The sequence below is a fragment of the Ideonella sp. sgz306126 genome (assembly GCF_056032705.1).
The window spans coordinates 197,077-217,900 of record NZ_JBVYWP010000004.1; the positions used below are offsets into that span (position 1 = coordinate 197,077).

At 70.7% G+C, this 20,824-nt stretch carries 14 protein-coding genes; 13 read left to right on the forward strand and 1 reads right to left on the reverse strand.

Annotated elements, in window-relative coordinates:
- Nucleotides 1-7 precede the first annotated feature (7 nt).
- From AC0N04_RS13330 to AC0N04_RS13365, 8 genes are all read left to right on the forward strand, one after another.
- Nucleotides 8-4,615: a cytochrome c3 family protein gene (locus tag AC0N04_RS13330; RefSeq protein ID WP_474282413.1), complete on the forward strand. Its 4,608-nt coding sequence runs from the start codon at nt 8-10 to the stop codon at nt 4,613-4,615.
- Between the two features lie 133 nt (nt 4,616-4,748).
- Complete coding sequence (locus AC0N04_RS13335; protein WP_474282415.1) at nt 4,749-6,959, forward strand: outer membrane protein assembly factor BamD; 2,211 nt, start codon at nt 4,749-4,751, stop codon at nt 6,957-6,959.
- Nucleotides 6,960-7,046: 87 nt separating this feature from the next.
- Nucleotides 7,047-8,093, forward strand: a complete 1,047-nt coding sequence (locus tag AC0N04_RS13340) for a tetratricopeptide repeat protein (RefSeq protein ID WP_474282417.1) — start codon at nt 7,047-7,049, stop codon at nt 8,091-8,093.
- Nucleotides 8,090-8,596, forward strand: a complete 507-nt coding sequence (locus AC0N04_RS13345; RefSeq protein ID WP_474282419.1) for a DUF2844 domain-containing protein — start codon at nt 8,090-8,092, stop codon at nt 8,594-8,596. Before AC0N04_RS13340 ends, AC0N04_RS13345 begins: the two co-directional genes overlap by 4 nt.
- Nucleotides 8,583-9,908, forward strand: a complete 1,326-nt coding sequence (locus tag AC0N04_RS13350) for a DUF3443 family protein (RefSeq protein ID WP_474282421.1) — start codon at nt 8,583-8,585, stop codon at nt 9,906-9,908. Before AC0N04_RS13345 ends, AC0N04_RS13350 begins: the two co-directional genes overlap by 14 nt.
- 140 nt (nt 9,909-10,048) lie before the next feature.
- Nucleotides 10,049-11,344 carry an NAD(P)-binding domain-containing protein gene (locus tag AC0N04_RS13355; RefSeq protein WP_474282423.1) on the forward strand — a complete coding sequence of 432 codons (1,296 nt, stop codon included), beginning with the start codon at nt 10,049-10,051 and terminating at the stop codon, nt 11,342-11,344.
- 133 nt (nt 11,345-11,477) lie between these two features.
- The gene (gene pobA, locus AC0N04_RS13360; protein ID WP_474282425.1) at nt 11,478-12,680 is read left to right on the forward strand and encodes a 4-hydroxybenzoate 3-monooxygenase; all 1,203 of its coding nucleotides are present in this window, start codon (nt 11,478-11,480) and stop codon (nt 12,678-12,680) included.
- Between the two features lie 81 nt (nt 12,681-12,761).
- On the forward strand, nt 12,762-13,799 hold the full coding sequence (locus tag AC0N04_RS13365) for an isocitrate/isopropylmalate dehydrogenase family protein (protein ID WP_474282427.1): 1,038 nt from the start codon (nt 12,762-12,764) through the stop codon (nt 13,797-13,799).
- 75 nt (nt 13,800-13,874) lie between these two features.
- On the opposite strand, the gene AC0N04_RS13370 is transcribed toward AC0N04_RS13365, so the two are convergent.
- Entirely contained in the window at nt 13,875-14,072 is a 198-nt protein-coding gene (locus AC0N04_RS13370; protein WP_474282429.1) for a ribbon-helix-helix protein, CopG family, read from the reverse strand.
- A 218-nt stretch (nt 14,073-14,290) separates the two neighbouring features.
- Between AC0N04_RS13370 and AC0N04_RS13375 the strand changes: the two genes are divergently transcribed.
- The 5 genes from AC0N04_RS13375 to AC0N04_RS13395 are packed head-to-tail and all read left to right on the forward strand — an operon-like array spanning nt 14,291 to nt 20,814.
- Nucleotides 14,291-16,306 (forward strand): proton-conducting transporter transmembrane domain-containing protein, encoded by a 2,016-nt coding sequence (locus AC0N04_RS13375; RefSeq protein WP_474282431.1) that lies wholly within the window; start codon nt 14,291-14,293, stop codon nt 16,304-16,306.
- A gap of 8 nt (nt 16,307-16,314) precedes the next feature.
- On the forward strand, nt 16,315-17,241 hold the full coding sequence (locus tag AC0N04_RS13380; protein WP_474282433.1) for a respiratory chain complex I subunit 1 family protein: 927 nt from the start codon (nt 16,315-16,317) through the stop codon (nt 17,239-17,241).
- On the forward strand, nt 17,238-17,879 hold the full coding sequence (locus AC0N04_RS13385) for a hypothetical protein (protein ID WP_474282435.1): 642 nt from the start codon (nt 17,238-17,240) through the stop codon (nt 17,877-17,879). Before AC0N04_RS13380 ends, AC0N04_RS13385 begins: the two co-directional genes overlap by 4 nt.
- Nucleotides 17,876-19,309, forward strand: a complete 1,434-nt coding sequence (locus AC0N04_RS13390; protein ID WP_474282437.1) for a complex I subunit 5 family protein — start codon at nt 17,876-17,878, stop codon at nt 19,307-19,309. The genes AC0N04_RS13385 and AC0N04_RS13390 overlap by 4 nt, the downstream gene beginning before the upstream one ends.
- The gene (locus AC0N04_RS13395) at nt 19,309-20,814 is read left to right on the forward strand and encodes a hydrogenase large subunit (protein WP_474282439.1); all 1,506 of its coding nucleotides are present in this window, start codon (nt 19,309-19,311) and stop codon (nt 20,812-20,814) included. Before AC0N04_RS13390 ends, AC0N04_RS13395 begins: the two co-directional genes overlap by 1 nt.
- Nucleotides 20,815-20,824 lie beyond the last annotated feature (10 nt).

Genomic DNA, 20,824 nt, shown 5'->3' on the forward strand with positions numbered 1-20,824 from the left:
CCGTGCCATGCAACACCGCCTGCGTCTTCTGCTGTGCAGCCTGTGGCGTACCTTCGTTCCCGGGTTGTTGGGCGCGGCGATGCTGGCCGGCCTGGTGCTGGGGGCGCCCGTCGCGCGGGCGCAGCAGTCGGCCACGTTCGACCACATGTCCACCGCCTTCCCGCTCCAGGGAGCCCACGAGCAGGTGCGCTGCGAAAGCTGCCACATCAAGGGCATCTTCAAGGGCACGCCCAAGGTCTGCGCGGACTGCCACCAGCCCAACAACGTCCGTGGCGCACTGGCCAAGCCGTTCAACCACATCCAGACCAACGACGCCTGCGACACCTGCCACACCGTGGCCGCGTTCACCGGCGGGCGATTCAGCCACGTGGGCGCGACGCCGGGCGACTGCGCCAGCTGCCACAACGGCATCCGGGCATCCGGCAAGCCCGCCAACCACATCCAGACCGCGCTGTCGTGCGACGCCTGCCATGCCACCAGCGCGTTCGCGCCGGTGCGCCGCTTCGACCACCAGGCGCTGGGCGGCGACCTGACCACCTGTGCGCAGTGCCACGACGGCCGCATCGCCAAGGGCCTGCCGGCCAACCATGTGCCGACGCCCAACCCGAACCGTTGCGGCAACTGCCACGTGGCGTCGACCCAGACCGGATTCACGAGCTTCGCCGGCGGCCAGATGGACCACACCGGCATCAGCAGCGGCTGTGCCACCTGCCACGGGCCGTCGATCAATGGCGGCAGTTTCGCCGGCATCAGCCGCATCGTGGTGATGCCCCCGACCTCGCCGGTCGGCCCCAGCTCGCACCTGCCGACCTCGACCACTTGCGAGGCCTGCCACCTGGCCAGCACGCCGGCGGCGCTGGTGCCCGGCAACGCGGCGCTGCAGCCGCCGGGGACCGCGTTCGCGACCCCGGCGCCCAGCCCGGCGCAGATCCACGCCGGCGTGACCGGAGGCTGTTCGAGCTGCCACGACACCCAGGCCCAGTGGATGGGCATGAGCGCCTATCCGATCGCCCCGACCCAGGTCGTTCCCAACGCGGCCTACGTCGGCTTCCAGACCCGGCCGCGTCCGACCTCGGGCGTGTTCAACGTCGCCGACGCGGCGCACCCCGCCTCGGGCGATTGTTCGACCTGCCACTACAGCACCGCGGCGTTCACGGCCGCCGACAAGCCGGCCAACCACATCCCCTACGCGGCCGGTGCGGCCTGTTCCGCCTGCCATACCGGTGGCGATTTCGTGTCGCACCCGACGCTGACCAACATCCATGCCAACGGGCAGAGCACCAGCAGCAACTGCGCGCAGTGCCACGGCGCGGCGGCGGCGGGTTTCGCGATTCCGGCGGCGAACTTCAGCATCGTCGGGCTGCCGGCCAACCACGTGCCGACCAGCGCGTCGTGCGAGACCTGCCACGTCGGGCCGGGCTCGAGCATCACGGCGACGCCGGTGGTCGACGGGGCGAAGTTCTCGGGCTCGCTGATGAGCCACAGCGGGATCAGCACGAACTGCGTGGCCTGCCACGGGCCGACCATCACCGGCGGCAGCTTCGTCGGGGTGAGCAAGATCGTGGTGATGCCGGCGACGGCGCCGATGGGGGTGAGTTCGCACATCCCGTCGTCGACCACCTGCGAGTCCTGCCATCTGGGTTCGACGCCGGCCGGCCTGGTGGCGGCCTCGGCGACGAAATCGGCACCGGGCACCGCGTTCGCGACGCCGGCGCCGACGACCGCGCAGATCCACGCGGGCATCACCAGCGGCTGCACGAGTTGCCACGAGGCGAATTCGGTCTGGATGGGGATGACGGCCTACCCGATCTCGCCGACGGTGTTGACGCCGGGGGCGCAGTACACCGGCTTCCAGACCCGGCCGCGCGCGGCGGGCGGCACCTACAACGTGGCCGACGCGGCGCACCCGGGCAGCGGCGACTGCGTCCAGTGCCACAGCGGGACGAGCTACTTCCTGGCCACGGTCAAGCCGGCCAACCACATTCCCTATTCGGCCACGGCGCAGTGCACGGCCTGTCACACCAATCCCGACTACTCGGTGCTGCCGACGCTGACCAACATCCACGCCAACGCGCAGAGCACCAGCAGCAACTGCGCGCAGTGCCACGGCGCGGCGGCGGCGGGCTTCGCGATTCCGGCGGCGAACTTCAGCATCGTCGGGCTGCCGGCCAACCACGTGCCGACCAGCGCGTCGTGCGAGACCTGCCACGTCGGGCCGGGCTCGAGCATCACGGCGACGCCGGTGGTCGACGGGGCGAAGTTCTCGGGCTCGCTGATGAGCCACAGCGGGATCAGCACGAACTGCGTGGCCTGCCACGGGCCGACCATCACCGGCGGCAGCTTCGTCGGGGTGAGCAAGATCGTGGTGATGCCGGCGACGGCGCCGATGGGGGTGAGTTCGCACATCCCGTCGTCGACCACCTGCGAGTCCTGCCACCTGGGCACGACACCCGCGGCGATGGTGCCGGCATCGGCCACGAAATCGCCTCCGGGGACGGCCTTCGCGACGCCGGCGCCGACGACCGCGCAGATCCACGCGGGCATCACCGGCGGCTGCTCGACCTGCCATGAGTCGAACTCGGTCTGGATGGGGATGACGGCCTACCCGATCTCGCCGACGGTGCTGACGCCGGGGGCGCAGTACATCGGCTTCCAGACCCGGCCGCGCGCGGCGGCAGGCACCTACAACGTGGCCGACGCGGCGCACCCGGCCAGCGGCGACTGCGCGCAATGCCACTTCAGCACTGCCGCCTTCACCGCGACGGACAAGCCGGCCAACCACATTCCGTACGCGGCCAGCGCGCAATGCACGGCCTGCCACACCAACCCCGACTACTCGGTGCACCCGACGCTGACCAACATCCATGCCAACGCGCAGAGCACCAGCAGCAACTGCGCGCAGTGCCACGGCGCGGCGGCGGCGGGCTTCGCGATTCCGGCGGCGAACTTCAGCATCGTCGGGCTGCCGGCCAACCACGTGCCGACCAGCGCGTCGTGCGAGACCTGCCACGTCGGGCCGGGCTCGAGCATCACGGCGACGCCGGTGGTCGACGGGGCGAAGTTCTCGGGCTCGCTGATGAGCCACAGCGGGATCAGCACGAACTGCGTGGCCTGCCACGGGCCGACCATCACCGGCGGCAGCTTCGTCGGGGTGAGCAAGATCGTGGTGATGCCGGCGACGGCGCCGATGGGGGTGAGTTCGCACATCCCGTCGTCGACCACCTGCGAGTCCTGCCACCTGGGCACGACACCCTCGGCCATGGTGCCGGCATCGGCCACGAAATCGCCTCCGGGGACGGCCTTCGCGACGCCGGCGCCGACGACCGCGCAGATCCACGCGGGCATCACCAGCGGCTGCTCGACCTGCCATGAGTCGAACTCGGTCTGGATGGGGATGACGGCCTACCCGATCTCGCCGGCGGTGCTGACCCAGGGCGCGCAGTACACCGGCTTCCAGACCCGGCCGCGCGCGGCGGCAGGCACCTACAACGTGGCGGATGCATCGCACCCGGCCAGCGGCGACTGCGCGCAATGCCACAGCGGGACGAACTACTTCACCGGCGAGGCCAAGCCGGCCGGCCACATCCCGACCTCGCAAGCCTGCGCCACCTGCCATGCCGTGGCAGGCGATTACTCGGTCGCCGGCCTGACCACCAACATGACCGCGTTGCACACCGGCATCACCAGCGGCTGCATCAGCTGCCACTCGGCCGGTGCGGGGGCCGGGCCGTTCGCCGGTTGCGCGACCCAGGCCGGCTGTGCCGCGCCGCCGCCGTTGACCTACCAGCCCAAGGTGACGCCGCTGTTGGCCGGTGGATCGCCGAACGCGCCGTCCTCGTCCACCCACGTGCCTGCGGTGGGCATCGCCTGCGAGCTGTGCCATTCGCCGACCGTCTTCACCTCGTTTGCCGGCATGAACATGAAGGGCAACACCGCGGCGCACAACGCGGTCGGGTCGGCCACCTGCGAGAGCTGCCATGAATACCAGTACGTCTGGTACGGCGTGACCATCAAGACCACCGGGTCCGCCAGCCACCATGGCCGCACGCCCGGGCAGGACTGCACCGCCTGCCACAACCGGACCTACTCGCAGTTCAGCAATGCGGCCCGGCTGCGGCCGGTGATGCGCGGTGCGGTCAACGGCGCCGTGCCCCGGTTGCTGCCCGACGCCACCGGCCTGCCGGCAGCGGCGCTGGGCTTCGACCACCGGGGCGTGCTGCCCGGCCAGTGCCAGACCTGCCACAACGGCCAGGCCGCCAACGGCCTGCCGGCCAGCCACCTGAAGAGCCGGGCCTCCTGCGACGCGTGCCACCGCACGACCGCGTGGACGCCGGCGCAGTTCAGTCACCAGGGTGTGCTGCCGGGCCAGTGCCAGACCTGTCACGACGGCCGCCAGGCCACCGGCAAGTCCGCCGGCCATTTCGTGACGCCGCGGCCCTGCGACACCTGCCATCAGAGCCTGGCCTGGGTGCCGGTCAACTACTCGCACCTGTCGCCGCTGTACAGCCCGCAACCCGACAAGACGAGCTGCGTCAGCTGCCACGTCACCAATGGCGAAATCATTCCCCGGATGCTTCGCGGCGGGGTTCGGCCCAAGCCGGTGCCCGGGCATTGATGGCCATGCCGATGAACGCGCTGATGGACACGCCGATGCGGGACGGCGCCGCCGTGGATGGGGGTGACCAGGTGCCGAGCGCCTGGCTGCGAGGCAGGGATTCGAGCGCCGGCGGCGCCAGGTGGATGCAAGCATGACCGACCGCAACAACCGACTTTGGCAGGGACTGACCTGTGCCGCGCTGGTCTGGGCAGCACCGTGCCTGCAGGCACAGACCCTGGACGAGATCACCGTGCAGGCCGCGGGCCGGGTGAACGTGGTCCGGGTGACCTTCAACGCCGCGGTGCGCGTGCTGCGCCAGAGCCCCGGCAGTTCGGCCGCGCCCGGCAGCCTGTACCGGATCGACCTGGAGCTGGTGGCCGCCGACGACGCGGTGGCTCGCCAGACGATCGAGGAATCGCGCCGCGTGGTCGCGGGCGAGGGCACGCCCGAGTTCACCGTCCTCTACCAGCCGCCGCGCGGCGGACGCAGCGGCCAGTTGACACTGCAGCTGAGCGCGCCGCGGGGACTCCGGGTGATCCAGGGACCGTCGTCGCGGACGATCGACATCGTGTTCCAGGACGCACCGTCCGCCGCGGCACCGGCGCCGGCGGCACGGGCGTCCGAGCAGGCCGGGATCGTGGCGACGGCAGCCAGCGCGCCGACCGTCGCCGACCCCGCGGTGCAGGCCGAGGTGGAGCGGCAGGCCGCCGACCTGTTCAAGCGCGCCCAGGACGCGATGGCCACCCAGCAGTTCGAAGTGGCGATCGGCAGCCTGAATCAATTGCTGCGCCTGCCGCCCAACGCCCAGTCGCAGCAGGCGCAGGAGTTGATCGGCAACGCCTGGGACCAGGCCGGCGACCCGCGCCGTGCCGCGATCGAATACCGCCTCTACCTGAAGTTGTATCCGCAAGGCGAGGGCGCGGCCCGCGTCTCGCAGCGCCTGGCCGCCGCTGGCACCGCCGCGCCGGTGGCCGCCGCAGCGGCAGCGGCCGCCAACGCGGCCGCGACTCCGACCCCGACGCCGTCGCGCCGCGTGGCCGACAAGGGCACCCGCTACACCGGCAGCATCGCGCAGTACTACTACGGCGGCAAGGCGCGCAGCCAGTCGCTGGTGAACCTGGCGACCGGGATCGACCAGTCCACGCTGACCAACACCACCGAATCGGCGGTGATCACCAGCCTGGACCTGGGCGCGCGCTATCTGAGCCCCGAGTCCGACACCCACGTCGTGTTTCGCGGCACCGGCTCGACCAACCTGCTGTCGACCTCCCACAGCGCCAGCCTGCTCAACGCCGCCTACGTGGACTACAAGCGCACCGACAACGGCCTGGCGCTGCGGCTGGGCCGGCAGTCGCCGATCAGCGGCGGTCTGCTCGGGTTCTTCGACGGCCTGTCGCTCAGCTACCCTTTCAAGCAGAAGTTCAAGTTCGACCTGATGGGCGGCGTGCCGGCCAACCCGCTGATGTCGATTCCCTCCGAGCGGCTGCTGGCCGCGATGGTCGAGGGCGACGGCCTGTTCGACAACTGGGGCGGCAACGTCTACTTCACCGACCAGTCGACCCAGGGCATCAGCAACCGGCGTGCGCTGGGCACCGAAGTGCGCTATTCGAACGATCGCGTGTCGGCCTACTCGCTGATCGACTACGACACCTTGTTCAAGAAGGTCAACGCGTTCTCGCTGCAGGGCTCGGTCCAGGCCCCCAGCCAGACCACGCTGACGCTGCTGCTGGACTCGCGCAACGCGCCGTCGCTGCAGCTCTCCAATGCCTTGATCAGTTCCGGCGCCGCCTCGCTCAAGACCCTGTTGCAGATGGAGTCGCTGGACCAGGTGCGCGCAGCGGCGCTGGCCACCACGGCCGAGGCGAAGCAGGCGATGTTCAGCCTGTCGCGCCCGATCAGCGAGAAATGGCAGCTGTCCACCGACCTGCGCTACAGCGCCATCGGCGCGCTGCCGGCGGTGGGCAATTTCGAAGCCACGCCGGCCACCGGCGCCCAGTACGGCCTGACCGTGCAGCTGACCGGCTCGAACCTGTACTCGTCGCGCGACATCAACAACATCAACCTCAGCCTGCTGTCGTCGCCGACCTTCAAGGGCGAGCAGATCTCGTACAACAACCTCACCGGCTGGCACAACAACGACTTCACGCTGGAGCCGTCGATCCGGCTCTACACCCAGTCCGACAACCAGGGCATCCGGCTGTGGCGCATCACGCCCGGCCTGCGGGCCTCGTACCGCCTGTCGCGGCGCGCCAGCGTGCTGGGCGAATCCATCCTCGAGCACTCCACCACCAGCGGTCCGGTCAACCATGACACGACGAATTCGATCTTCTTCTACGTGGGTTACCGCTATGACCTGTTCTGAGCGCTCGCTGACCGGCCGCGTCGTTCCGGGGCACGCGAAGGCTTCCAGGCACGGGGAGGCCGCCCGGAGCCACGTCGGGGGCCTGCGATGAGCGGGCCGACCTCCGACGGTGCCGCGCCGCGGGCCTTGCGCTGGGTGGCGGTCGGCCTGCTGGCCCTGCTGCTGGCAGCGGCAGCGTGGTACGCGGTGTCGCTGCAGCGCCGCGCCGCGCCGCCGGCCGTGGCCGGTGCCCCCGGTGTCGCGACTTCGGCCACCGCCCCGGCGAGCGCCGCGCGCCTGGCCCTCAGCGACGAGCAGCTGCAGCGCATGGTCGAGCAGGCCGGCGCGGCGGTGAAGAAGGACCCGCGCGACGCCGTGTCGTGGGCGATGCTGGCCCATTCGTACGACATGCTGGGCAAGTTCGCCGAGTCGAGCAAGGCCTATGCGCAGCTGGCCCAGCTGCGGCCCAAGGATGCCCAGGTGCTGGTCGACTACGCCGACGCGCTGGCGGTGGCCCAGGGCCGCAGCATGCAGGGCGAACCGAGCCGGCTGGTCGATCGCGCGCTGGCGCTCGATCCCAACAACCTCAAGGCCCTGATGCTGGCCGGCGCGGCCGCGCTGGAGCGCAAGGATGATGCCCAGGCCTTGGCGCACTGGCAGCGCGCGCGCGGCCTGTCCGCGGATCCGCAGTTCAGGCAGCAGATCGATGCCGGGATCGCCGCGGCGCAGGCCGGCACCAAAGGGGGAACGGTCGTGGCCGCTCCGGTGTCGCCGCTGCCGGCCCCATCGGCCTCGGCCGGGGTCGCCGTGGCGGCCACGGTGTCGGGCCGCGTGAGCCTGGCCGACGATCTGGTGGGCACGCTGCCGGCCAGCGCCACGGTGTTCATCTTTGCCCGGCCGCTGCAGGGCTCGCGCATGCCGGTGGCGGTGCTGCGCAAGCACGTCAGCGACCTGCCGATCGACTTCACCCTCGACGATTCGATGGCGATGGTGAAGGGCATGGGCTTGTCCAAGGTGCCCGCCGTGGTGATCGGGGCGCTGGTGTCCCGGCGCGGCGACGTGGTGCCCCAGCCCGGCGACGTGCAAGGCCTGTCCGCACCGGTGCCGGTGGGCAGCCGCGACGTGCGGCTGGAGCTCAGCGAGGTGCTGAAGTGAGCGCCCGGCGCGACGGCATGGCGGGCGGCGCGGGCCGTTCCCTGCGCGCCGGCTTGTTGCTGGCGGGCGCGCTGTGCGCGACGGCGCCGGCCTGGGCCGTCCTGGGCGGCGACGCGGCCAGCGTGATGGGCGATCAACTTCGCCTGCAGGGGGGACGTCGGCAGGCGCTGGCGGTGCCCGCGGTGGTGCCGGTCGCGCCGGTCGAGTTGACGCTGGCCGACGGCTCCACGATCCGCGAATTCATCTCGCCGGCGGGCGTCGTGTTTGCCGTCAGCTGGCGCACCCGGTTCCGGCCGGACCTGGCCGCCTTGTTCGGCGCCTACGCGCCCGATTTCGCGGTGGCCGCCCGCGCGGCCATGCGCACCCCGGGTCTCAAGCGCAACCTGGTGCTGACGCAGGGCGACCTGGTGGTGCACAGCGCGATCCGCGCGGGCTGGTTCGTCGGCCAGGCCCATGCGGTGTCGCTGGTTCCTCAAGGGGTGGTGGTCGATGCGCTGCGCTGATCTCTGCAAGGCGCTGCTGTGCGCGGCGCTGCTGGCGCTAGGCGGCTGCGGCGGCGGCAATTCGTCCGTCACCACCGTGATCGGCGGCGCCGGTGCCGGGGTGGTGGCGCTCGACACGCCCACCGGCCCCAACACCACCGAGATCGTCGTGGACTCGGGACCGGCCAGCGGATTCTCGGCCGGCGCGACCAACGTGGCCTACGTGACGGTCACGGTCTGCGCGCCGGGATCGGCGACGGCCTGCACGACGATCGACCATGTGGCGCTGGACACCGGCTCCTACGGCCTGCGCCTGTTCAAGAGCGCGGTGGGCAGCCTGGGCCTGCCGCCGATCACGCTGCCGGCCGATCCGGTCGCCGGCACGCCGGCCGGCACCGCGGTGGAGTGCTACCCCTTCGTGCTGGGCGCCTTGTGGGGTCCGCTGGCTCGCGCCGACCTGCAGATCCAGGGCGAGCTGGCCGGCAGCTTGCCGATCCAGGTGATCGACGACGGCAACCCGCCCGGCTACGCCGCGCCGGCGGGCTGCGGTTCCGTCGCCACCGGAGGGCTGCTCAATTCGGTGTCGGCCCTGCAGGCCAACGGCGTGCTGGGCGTGGGCATGGTCGCCTACGATTGCGGGCAGGCGTGCGCGGCCGGCAATTACGCCAGCGGCCACCTGTATTACGTCTGCCCGGACCCGGCCGGCACCGCGTGCGTGCCGGCGGCGATTCCGATCGCCCAGCAGGTGCAGAACCCGGTGGCCCATTTTCCGGTCGACAACAACGGCACCGTGATCGCGTTGCCGGCGCTGCCCGATCTGGGGGCCGCGGCGGTTCGGGGCCGCCTGGTGTTCGGCATCGGCACGCAGAGCAACAACCAGATTCCGGTCGGTGCGCAGATGTACTTCGTCGACCCGAACCCGGCCCATGCGAGTTACCTCAGCCTGACCACCGCGGTCGATGGCGGCAGCTATGGCGACAGCTACATCGACAGCGGATCGAACGCCTATTTCTTCGACGATCCGACGATCCCGCTGGGCTGCAAGAGCTCCGGCGGCGTCACCAGCGGCGGCTGGTACTGCCCACCGGCGGTCCGCCCCTTCACCGCGACGCTGACCGATGCCTACGGCGCGAGCGGGCCGGTGGCCTTCTCGGTGGCCAATGCCGACGCGCTGTTCGCCACCTCCAGCGTGGCGTTCGCGAATCTGGCCGGCGCCGTCAACCAGGGCTCCGGGACTTTCGTCTGGGGCCTGCCGTTCTTTTACGGCCGCACGGTGATGACCTCGATCTGGGGCCAGCCGCTGTCGCCCAACGGGCCATGGAACGCCTTCTGACCGGGCCGCCGTCCACCGCCCGCCGCGGCCTTTGCGGCCGCGGCGCGGTGGGCGGACACAGGCACTGACAGCTCGACACGTTCAGACGGCCCGCGGTCACATCGGCCGGCACCAGCCACGCCTATACTGACCCCGTCAAGATGAGTTATCACCTGCTGTATCCCGCGCTGGCCCTGCTGGCGCTGCTGACCTACCTGTACCGCCACCGGCGCGCCGAGAAGGCCCACCGGGCTGACCTGGAGGAAGCCGTCGCGGCCGGCCTGGCCGAGCCGATGTCGCTGCATCCGGTCATCGATCCGAACCGTTGCATCGGCTCGGGTTCGTGCGCGGTGGCCTGCCCGGAAGAGGCTATCGGCATCATCAAGGGCAAGGCCGTGCTGACCAACGGGGCGGCCTGCATCGGCCACGGCGCCTGCCTGCTGGCCTGCCCGATGGAGGCGATCAAGCTGGTGTTCGGCACCGAGCGCCGCGGCGTCGAGATTCCGAGCGTCGACCCCAGCTTCGAGAGCAACGTGCCAGGGCTGTTCGTGGCCGGCGAGCTGGGCGGCATGGGGCTGATCCGCAAGGCGGCCGAGCAGGGGCGCCAGGCGATGGAATCGATCAAGCGCCGTTCCGTTCCGGTCGAGGCCGATTACGACGTGATCATCGTCGGCGGCGGGCCGGCCGGCATTTCGGCGGGCCTGTCGGCGATCCAGCATGGCCTGCGCTATCGGCTGATCGAGCAGGAAGACTCGCTCGGCGGCGCGGTCTACCACTACCCCCGCAACAAGATCGCGATGACGGCGCCGGTCAAGCTGGCGCTGATCGGCTCGGTCAAGATGGGCGAGATCCAGAAGGAAAAGCTGCTGGAGTTCTGGAACGACGTGGTCGCCAAGACCGGCCTGCAACTGTCCTTCCGCGAACGCATGGAGCAGATCGCGCCGCAGCGCGACGGCAGCTTCGAGGTCGTCACCACCCGCGGCCGCTACAAGGCCAGGTCGGTGTTGCTGGCGATCGGGCGGCGCGGTTCGCCCCGCAAGCTGGATGTGCCGGGCGAGGAGTCCTCCAAGGTGGTGTACCGCCTGATCGATGCCGAGCAATACCGTGGCCAGGCGGTGCTGGTGGTGGGCGGCGGCGACAGTGCGCTGGAGGCGGCCCTGGCGCTGGCGGAGCAGCCAGGCACGAACGTCACGCTGAGTTACCGCGGCGACGCCTTTGCCCGCGTCAAGGCCAAGAACCGCCAGCGGCTGGAAGCGCAGGCTGCGGCCGGCCGGCTGCGCGTCGCGCTGAGCACCCAGGTCGTCTCGATCGAGCGCGAACGGGTCTCGCTGCGAGGCGAGGGCGGGGTCGAGACGCTGCCCAACCAGGCCGTGATCATCTGCGCTGGCGGCGTGTTGCCGACCCGGCTGCTGCAGGACATCGGGATCGAGTTCGAGACCAAGTACGGCACGGCCTGAGCGCGGATTCGAGCGACGCCATGCCGCGGGCGCATAGCTAGTAGTCGGCTCGCCGGGCTTGAATCCGGCCGGCGATCCTGTCGACAATCGAGGCCGGCCGCCCCGGCCCGCACACCCTCAGGAGACAAGATCCATGGCAACGCAGCGCGTTCAGGTCGCGATCATCGGCGCCGGCCCCTCGGGGCTGCTGCTGGGGCAGTTGTTGCACAAGGCCGGCATCGAAGCCGTGATCCTGGAGCGCCAGACCGGCGACTACGTGCTGGGCCGCATCCGTGCCGGCATCCTCGAACAGGTGACGATCGACCTGATGGACGAAGCCGGCGTCGGCACCCGCATGCACCAGGAGGGCCTGGTGCACCACGGTTTCGACATGCTGTTCGGCGGCCAGCGCCACCGTGTCGATCTGGCTGGCCTGACCGGCGGCCAGCATGTGATGGTGTACGGCCAGACGGAGCTGACGCGCGACCTGATGCAGGCGCGCGCCGACGCCGGTCTGCCCACCGTCTACGAGGCCAGGCACGTCACCGTGCACGACTTCGACACCGCCACGCCGCGCGTGCGCTACGAGAAGGACGGCCAGCACCACGAGATCGTCTGCGACTTCATCGCGGGCTGCGACGGCTTCCACGGCGTCTGCCGCGCCAGCGTGCCGCGCGGCGCGATCAGCGAGTACGAAAAGGTCTACCCCTTCGGCTGGCTGGGCCTGCTGTCGGACACGCCGCCGGTGCACGACGAGCTCATCTACGTCAGCAGCGCGCGCGGCTTCAGCCTGTGCTCGCAGCGCAGCCACACCCGCAGCCGCTACTACCTGCAGGTGCCGCTGACCGACAAGATCGAGGAGTGGACCGACGAGGCGTTCTGGCAGGAGCTGCGCCTGCGCCTGGACGAAGAAGGGCGCGACAAGCTGGTGACCGGGCCCTCGATCGAGAAGAGCATCGCGCCGCTGCGCAGCTTCGTCACCGAGCCGCTGCGCTTCGGCCGCCTGTTCCTCGCCGGCGACGCCGGCCACATCGTGCCGCCCACCGGCGCCAAGGGCCTGAACCTCGCAGCCACCGACGTGAAGTACCTTTCCAGCGCCCTGGTCGAGTACTACGCCGAGAAGACCGAGGCCGGCATCGACGCCTATTCCGGCCGCTGCCTGCGCCGCATCTGGCGTGCCGAGCGCTTCTCGTGGTGGTTCACCCAGCTGATGCACCGATTCCCGGACGACGGCCCCATCGTCGACAAGCTCAAGTCCGCCGAACTGGATTACCTGATGCACTCGGACAGCGGCCTGAAGACCATCGCCGAGAACTACGTCGGCCTGCCGCTGGACTTCGGCGACGCGCCGCGCTGAGCGCCCGCCGCGGCGCGCCCGGGCCGCGGCGGCGAACGCGCGCACAATGCGTCGCACCTGAAGCTACGAGAGTGCCTGGCCATGCTGAATCCGTCCCCCATTCCTGCCACCTTGATCGCCGGCGACGGGATCGGCCCCGAGATCGTCGATGCCACGCTGGCGGCGCTGGAGGCCTTGAAGGCGCCCTTCGAGTGGGACCGTCAGGCGGCCGGGCTCCACGGCATCAAGGTGGCGGGCGACCCGCTGCCGCAGGCGACGCTGGACAGCATCCGCCGGACCCGCCTGGCCTTGAAGGGACCGCTGGAGACGCCATCGGGCGGCGGCTACCGGTCGTCGAATGTTCGCCTGCGCGAGGAGTTCGGGCTGTACGCCAACCTGCGGCCGGCACGCACGATCATTCCAGGCGGCCGCTTCGACAAGATCGACCTGGTGGTGGTGCGCGAGAACCTCGAAGGCCTATACATCGGCCACGAGCACTACGTGCAGATCGATGACGATCCGCATGCGGTGGCGATGGCCACCGGGATCAACACCCGCGCCGGCAGCCGGCGCCTGCTGGAGTTCGCGTTCGAGCACGCGGTGGCCACCGGCCGCAAGAAGGTGACGATCGTGCACAAGGCCAACATCATGAAGGCGCTGACCGGCATCTTCCTGGAGACCGGGCTGGACCTGTACGAGCGCCGCTACAAGGGTCGCTTCGAGCTGGACACCGTCATCATCGACGCCTGCGCGATGAAGCTGGTGCTCAACCCGTGGCAATTCGACATGCTGGTGACGACCAACCTGTTCGGCGACATCCTGTCGGACCTGGTCGCCGGCCTGGTCGGCGGGCTGGGCATGGCGCCGGGCGCCAACATCGGCGCCGATGCGGCGATCTTCGAGGCCGTGCATGGTTCGGCGCCCGACATCGCGGGCAAGGGCATCGCCAATCCCACGGCGCTGCTGCTGGCGGCCGCGATGATGCTGGACCACGTCAGGCTCGGCGACTTGGCGACCCGCCTGCGCCAGGCACTGGACGCGACCTTGAACCTCGACAAGGTGCGCACCGGCGACCTCGGCGGCAGCGCCAGCACCGCGGCGTTCACCAAGGCGCTGGTGAGCCGCATCGCGAACGGCTGACCGGCCGCACCGGCGCGGCGCCGCACGCCGCGCGCGTCTCGTTCAGCGAGCCTCGTTCGTCGACCTGACGCCCCGTCAGCGCGGGGCGGGCAGGCCTTCGTCCTCGTCCACGCCGCTGGGCACGAAGCCGACGCCGTGCTGCGCCAGATAGTCGCGGATCAGACGCCGGACCACCTGGGAAGGTGTGACGTCCTGACGCGCGCACAGCGCCTCGAAGGCTTTCTTCTTCGCCGGGTCGACCAGCACCGTCAGGCGCGCCGTCTTGAGTTCCATGTCATCTCCACGAGTTCCTGAGTATGTCACTCGCATTATCATAGGAGTATCATTCAGAGCAAGTTTGATGGCATGGTCGGCACAGCGGCTCGCTGCTGCGCCCACCTCGTTCTGGAGCGTTTGACCTTGGCTGGCTTCGATCACGTCCGCATGCGCCCGGGGGCCTCGCCGCCCCGGTCGGCGGACGCGCGGCGGGTCGCGTCGCGGGGGCCGCGACGATGACGCCGCTGATCGCCGCGGTCGTCGTGCTGCTGCTCGGCGCCGGTGGCTGCCTGCTGCCGCTGCGCAATGCCGGCCGCGCGGGCATCGGCGTGCTGTCGCAGGGCCTCGCCACGGCGCTGGTGCTGTCCACGGCCGCCCCGGTGCTGTTCGGCGGCGCGCCGCTGGCGGGGGAACTGGCCTGGTCCTACCCGGTGGGCATGCTGCGGGTGCGGCTGGACGCGCTGGGGGCGTTCTTCCTGCTCTGGTCGATGCCGATGACCTTGCTCGGCAGCGTCTACGCCGTCGGGTATCTGCGGCCCTTTTTCGACTCGAAACGGCACGTCGGCCTGCATTACGCGCTGCTGAACCTGACCTCGCTGTCCTTCGTGCTGGTCTACACCGGCGACCACGCGCTGGTGTTCCTGCTGGGCTGGGAGATCGCCGCGCTGGCCGCGTGGCTGCTGGTGATCTGGGACTACACCAACCAGAAGGTGCGTTTCGCCGGCTTCAACTACCTGGTTTCGACCCACATCGGGCTGATCTTCCTGGTGACGGCGTTCATGATCCTGTACGCGCGCACCGGCTCCTGGGAACTCGGCAGCTTCGGCGCGTGGCTGAGCAGCCATCCCGGATCGGAGCGCAACCTCGTCTTCCTGCTGCTGGTCACGAGTTTCGGCCTGAAGTCGGCGTTTTTCCCCTTCCATTCCTGGCTGCCGCGCGCTCATGCGGCCGCCCCGGCGAACGTGTCGGCGCTGATGTCGGGCGTCATCCACAAGGCCGGCCTGTACGCGCTGCTGCGCTTCGTCTTCCTGATCGGTCGCCCCGACGAGTGGATGGGCTGGTTCCTGATCGGGTTTTCGGCCTTGTCGGCGGTGATCGGCGCGCTCTACACCGTCGGCCAACGCGACCTGAAACGCCTGCTGGGCTATTCGTCGACCGAGAACGTCGGCATCGCTGGCATCGGCTTCGGCGTGGGCTGCCTGGGGCTGGCCTGGGGCAACACCGCGCTGGTGGTGCTGGGCTTCGCGGGCGGCCTGCTGCATGTCCTGAACCACGCGCTGTTCAAGTGCCAGCTCTTCTACGCCGCCGGCGCGGTGTACCAGGCCACGCACACGGTGGACATCGAGAAGCTCGGCGGCCTGGCGCGCCTGATGCCGTGGACGGCGCTGAGCTTCCTGCTCGGCGGGGTCGCGATGGCGGCGCTGCCGCCGCTCAACGGCTTCACCAGCGAATTCGTCATCTACTCGGGCTTGTTCACCGGCGAGCCGCTCGCCGCCGGGGCCAAGGCAGCGCTGTGCGCCGCAGGCACGGTGCTGGCCTTCGTGGGCGCGGTCTCGGCCCTGAGCATCACGCGGGCCTTCGGCGGGGTGTTCCTCGGCCGCCCGCGCGAGGTCCGTTCCGGCGCCGCTGCCGAGGCGAGCCGCTGGATGCTGTGGCCGGTGGGGCTGCACGCGCTGGGCGGGATCGTGCTGGGCGTGCTGCCGGGCCTGGGATTCCTGCTGGTGCGCGGGCCCGCCGCGCTGGCGCTGGCGGCCCTGCCGGCGCCGGGCCACGACGTGCTGCAGCCGGTGGCCGATAGCCTGGCGCGCATCGGCATGATCTCGGGCGGGCTGGCCTTGGCGATCGGCGGGCTGGTCGCCTGGCGAGGGTGGGCGGCCCGCCGGCCGACGGGCCGCGCCGCGCCGACCGGCCCGACCTGGGCTTGCGGCTACGCCGCGGCCGGCCCGCGCATGCAGTACACCGGGTCCAGCTTCTCGTCGGATTTCCAGACTCGGTTCAGCGGCGTGATGCCAACCTTGCGGCGCCAGAAGGCGCCGAGGGGCTATTTCCCGGACGACAGCTACCTGATCACCGACTGCGTCGACGCCGTCGAGCGCCGGCTGTTTTCGGTGATCAAGCATGGCGACGCCTCGGCCGGCGAGTTGTCGAGCCGGCTGCGCGAGGACGATCCCCGCCTGGCCTTCGCGGCGGCGCTGGCCGCGATCGTGCTGGTGTCCGGCCTGGTGGTGCTGGCCGGCGGTCCGCTGCCTTGAGGCTCACGATGACCGCGCTGCTGACGCTGCTCCACCTGCTGATCGCGCTCGCCATGCCAATCGTGCTGGTCGGCCTGGTCAACCGCACCAAATCGCTGTGGGCCGGGCGGCGGGGTCCGGGCCTGCTGCAGTCGGGCTGGGACCTGCTGCGCCTGCTGCGCAAGCGGCCGATCTACAGCACGGTCGGTTCGCCGCTGTTGCGTGCCGGGGCCTGGGTGGTGCTGGCCTCGTCGCTGCTGGCGGCGCTGATCGCCCCCATCCTGGGTGATTTCGCGCCACTGCAGTTCAGCCGCGACTTCATCGTCTTCGCCTACGCGCTCGGGCTGGCGCGCCTGCTCCTGATGCTGTCGGCGCTCGACGTCGGCAGCTCGTTCGAGGCGATGGGCGCGGCGCGGGAAGCCTCGTTCACCGCCTTCGCCGAGCCGGCGCTGTTCCTGCTGGTGGGGTCGGCCACCGTCGTCACCGGCCAGACCGACCTGGCCGGCCTGATCGGCCAGTGGCACCACGCGAGCAGCTTCCCCTGGCTGGCGCTGCCGGCGGTCGCGGTGCTCTTCGTGCTGCTCCAGGTCGAGGCCTCGCGCGGGCCGGTGGACGATCCGGCAACCCACCTGGAGCTGACGATGGTGCACGAGGTGATGATCCTCGACCACAGCGGCCCGGAGCTGGCGGCGATGCAGTACGGCGCGGCGCTGAAGATGACGATCTACGCCGGCCTGATCGCGGCGCTGCTGAACCCCTTCGACCCGTTCGCGCAGCCGGCGGCGTGCGTGCTGGCGTCGCTGGCGATCATGGCGGCGGTCGCGGTGGCGGTGGGCTGCGTCGAATCGCTGGTGGCCCGGCTGCGCCTGCGTCGGGTGCCGGCCTACCTGATGCTGACGTCGGCCGCCGCCGCGCTCTGCCTGGGCGCCGCCGGCTGGTGGGCGAGGGCGGCATGACGCTGCCGCTGATCGCCTTCCTGGTGGCCGCCATCATTCCGGTCTTCTTCGGCAAGATCCGGTCGGCCCCGTTCTGGCTGAGCGCGCAGGCTGCCGCGCTGGCCTGGAACGTGGCGCAGCGCGGCGACCCGTCCTTGCACACCTATGTGGCGCTGGTCGAGGTGTTGGTCATGCGGGCGCTGGTCGCGCCGCGCCTGCTGAGGCATGCGATCCTGCGGCGCCGCGAACCTCACCTCGACCTGATGCCGTCGAACCTGTTCACCTGGGCCATCGCGATCGCGCTGGCGGTGCTGGCGTTCGAGTTCGCGGCCCCCGCCATGACCGACCGGCAGGCCCTGACGCTGGGCGTCGTCGGCACGACGGTGGCGGTGGCGCTGCTGCTGTTGTCGACCAACGCGTCCGCGGTGGCCCAGCTGGTGGCCGTGCTGTTCATGGAGAACGGCCTGGCGCTGTTCGAGTCGCTGTTGCCCGAACCCTGGCCCTTGCCGGTGCATGGCGCGCTGAGCGGCATCTACCTGCTGACCGTGGGCGTGGGCGTGTGGCTGATCGCCACGCCGGAGCGGGCCGCCATGGCCGCGCCGGACGGTCCGGGCGGCCCGGGCGGCCTGGGTGACGGCGGGCCGGAGGACCGTCCGTGAGCGAGCTCGCCGCAGGCACGCTGCGCGGCGCGCCGGGGCGGCCGGTGGGCCGGCGCTGGGTCGGCCCGGCGCTGGTGGGGCTGGCCGCGCTGGCCCTGCTGGGCTGGGTGGCGGTGTTCGCGCGCACGCCGCTTTCCGGGCTGCCGCGGTACTTTGGCGGGCGCTATTTCGTCCTCGATGCGACGTCGATGCTGTTTCTGCTGATCGTCAACGGCGTCTTCCTCGGCATCAGCGTGTACATGTCGTCGCGGGTCAGCAACTCGCGCGTGCTGGCGGACAAGCTGCTGCCGCGCGCCGCGCTGACGCTGGCGTTCATGGTGGCGATGAACCTGGGCGTGCTGGCCAACAACCTGTTGCTGCTGTGGGCGTTCATCGAGCTGACCACCTTATGCGCCGCGCCGCTGGTGGCCCAGGGGGGCGCGCCGGCGCCCCGGCGGGTCGCCTGGCACTACCTGCTGTACTCCAACATGTCGCTGGCGCTGACCTTCCTGGGCATCATGTGCCTGACGCGGTCGGCCCATCTCCACGGCCTGGAGATCCGCTTCGCGCTGGACGAGATGGCCCAGGGCATCGCGTCCACCGATGACAGCTGGCAGCGCCTGGGTCTGGCGTTGATGTTGTTCGGGCTGGGCAGCAAGCTCGGCCTGGCGCCGCTGTATGGCTGGATGCCCGAGACCTACGAGGCCGCTCCGACCAGCACCAGCGCGCTGCTGGCGGCGGTGCAGTTCAACGTCAGCGTGGTGGCGGTGTTCCGCATCCTGCAGGTGTTCCGCGGCCACGACACCTCGTTCGTTTCGCGCGAGCTGCTGATCATGGGCTGCCTGTCGCTCACCGTGGCCGCGGTGCAGGTGATGGCGGCGTCCAGCTACAAGCGGCTGATCGCCTACGCCTGCGTCAGTTCGTCGGGCGTCATCGCGATCGGGCTGTCGGTCGGCAAGGCGGCGGCCTATGGCGTGTTGCTGTACGTCGTCAGCAGCGCCTTCGTCAAGGCGCTGCTGTTTCTCACCGCGGGCCGAATGCGCGCGGTCTACCACTCCAACGAGGTCAAGGTGCTGAGCGGCGTGATTCGCGTGCTGCCGTTCTCCGGCCTGCTGTTCGCGGTCGGCATCTTCGCGCTGCTGGGATTTCCGCCGTTCGGCGGCTTCATGGCCGAGATGCTGATCCTGTCGGGCATCGTGCAGGTCGGCAACCTGATGGCCTTCACGCTGATGTGCACGATGCTGACGATCATCTTCGTCGCCACCGGCCGCTCGATCTTCCCGATGATCTGGGGGCCGTCGGACCGGTGCGGCCCGCAGGTCCGCGAGACCTGGGTCACCGCGCTGCCCAAGCTGGGCTTCGTCATCGTGCTGGTGCTGCTCGGCGTCTACACGCCGGCGCCCATCAGCGCCTTGCTGGTGCAGGTCGCCCAGTCCCTCGGAGGTCCCTGATGGCGCCGCTGGAACCGATCGTCATGGTGGGGCCTCGCGACGAGGTCTTGCTCGAACTGGGTGCCTGGGTCCGGCAACTGGCCCGGGGCCTGGAGGAGGGCGGGCGCCTGGTCACGCTGTTCGGGCGCGGGCCGGCCGGTGGCCGCGGCAATGACGAGGTGCTGACCACCGCGGTGCTGCAATCGGCGGACGGCCGGCTGCGGGTGCTGCGCGGCCGTGGCCGGCGCGGGGAGCCGTTCGCGTCGCTCACGCCGCGGCATCCGGCGGCGCAGATGTTCGAGCGCGAGCTGTGGGAGCAGACCGGGCTGGTGCCCCAGGGCCACCCCTGGCTCAAGCCGGTGCGCTACCAGGGCCAACGCCAGCAGACTTTCGACCAGCATCCGTTCTTCACGGTGCGCGGCCAGGAGGTGCATGAGGTCGGCGTCGGACCGATCCACGCCAGCGTCATCGAGCCCGGCCACTTCCGCTTCATGTGCCACGGCGAACAGGTGCATCACCTGGAACTGCAACTCGGCTACCAGCACCGGGACGTCGAGACCTTGCTGCTGGCCCGCCCGGCATGGGCGCTGGCGCCGCAGGTCGAATCGATCGTCGGCGACAGCGCCGTCGCGTATGCCTGGGGCTATTGCGCTGCGGTGGAGGCCTTGACGGGGACGCCGGTCAGCGCGACCGCCGAGCTGACCCGCGCGGTGGCGCTGGAGCTGGAGCGGGTGGCCATGCACCTGGCGACGCTGGCCGGGATGGCGACCGACATCGCCTTCCTCCAGGGCGGCGCGAGTTACGGGCGCTTGCGCACCGCGGTCATCAACGCCTCGATGCGGGTGTGCGGCAGCCGCTTCGGCCGCGGCTGGCTGCGGCCGGGCGGCGTGCGGCACCGCATCACCGAGGCGCTGCGCCTCGATCTGCGGAGCACGCTGGACGCCTTTGCCAAGGACATGGCCGAGGTCAACGACCTGATGCTGAATGCCCGCAGCGTGCGGTCGCGCCTGCAGGGGGTGGGGGTCGTGAGCCGCCAGACGGCGCTGGACCTCGGCCTGGTCGGCCTGGCCGCGCGCGCCAGCGGGGTGGCGGTCGACACGCGCGCGAGCCTGCCGGGCGCGTCGTATGTTGCGCGGCCGATCGCGACCGTCACCGAGGAGGCGGGCGACTGTTGGGCCCGCCTGCGGCTGAGGATGCGCGAGATCGACGCCAGCGTGCACTGGCTGGGCGCGGCGCTCGACGCGATGGCGGACGACCCCGATGGCGCCGCGCAGGCGACGCCGACGCCGGCGGCCGGCCCGCTGTCGCCCGACACGCTGTGCGTCTCGGTGCGCGAGGGCGTCCGGGGCCCGGTGGTGCAGGCGCTGGAGACGGGGCCCGATGGCGCGCTGTTGCATTACAAGGCGCAGGACCCGTCGCTGCAGAACTGGTTCGGCCTGGCGATGGCGATGCGCGGCACCGAGATTTCCGACTTCCCGATCTGCAACAAGAGTTTCGATCTCTCTTATTGCGGAAACGACCTGTAGGACCGCCCAC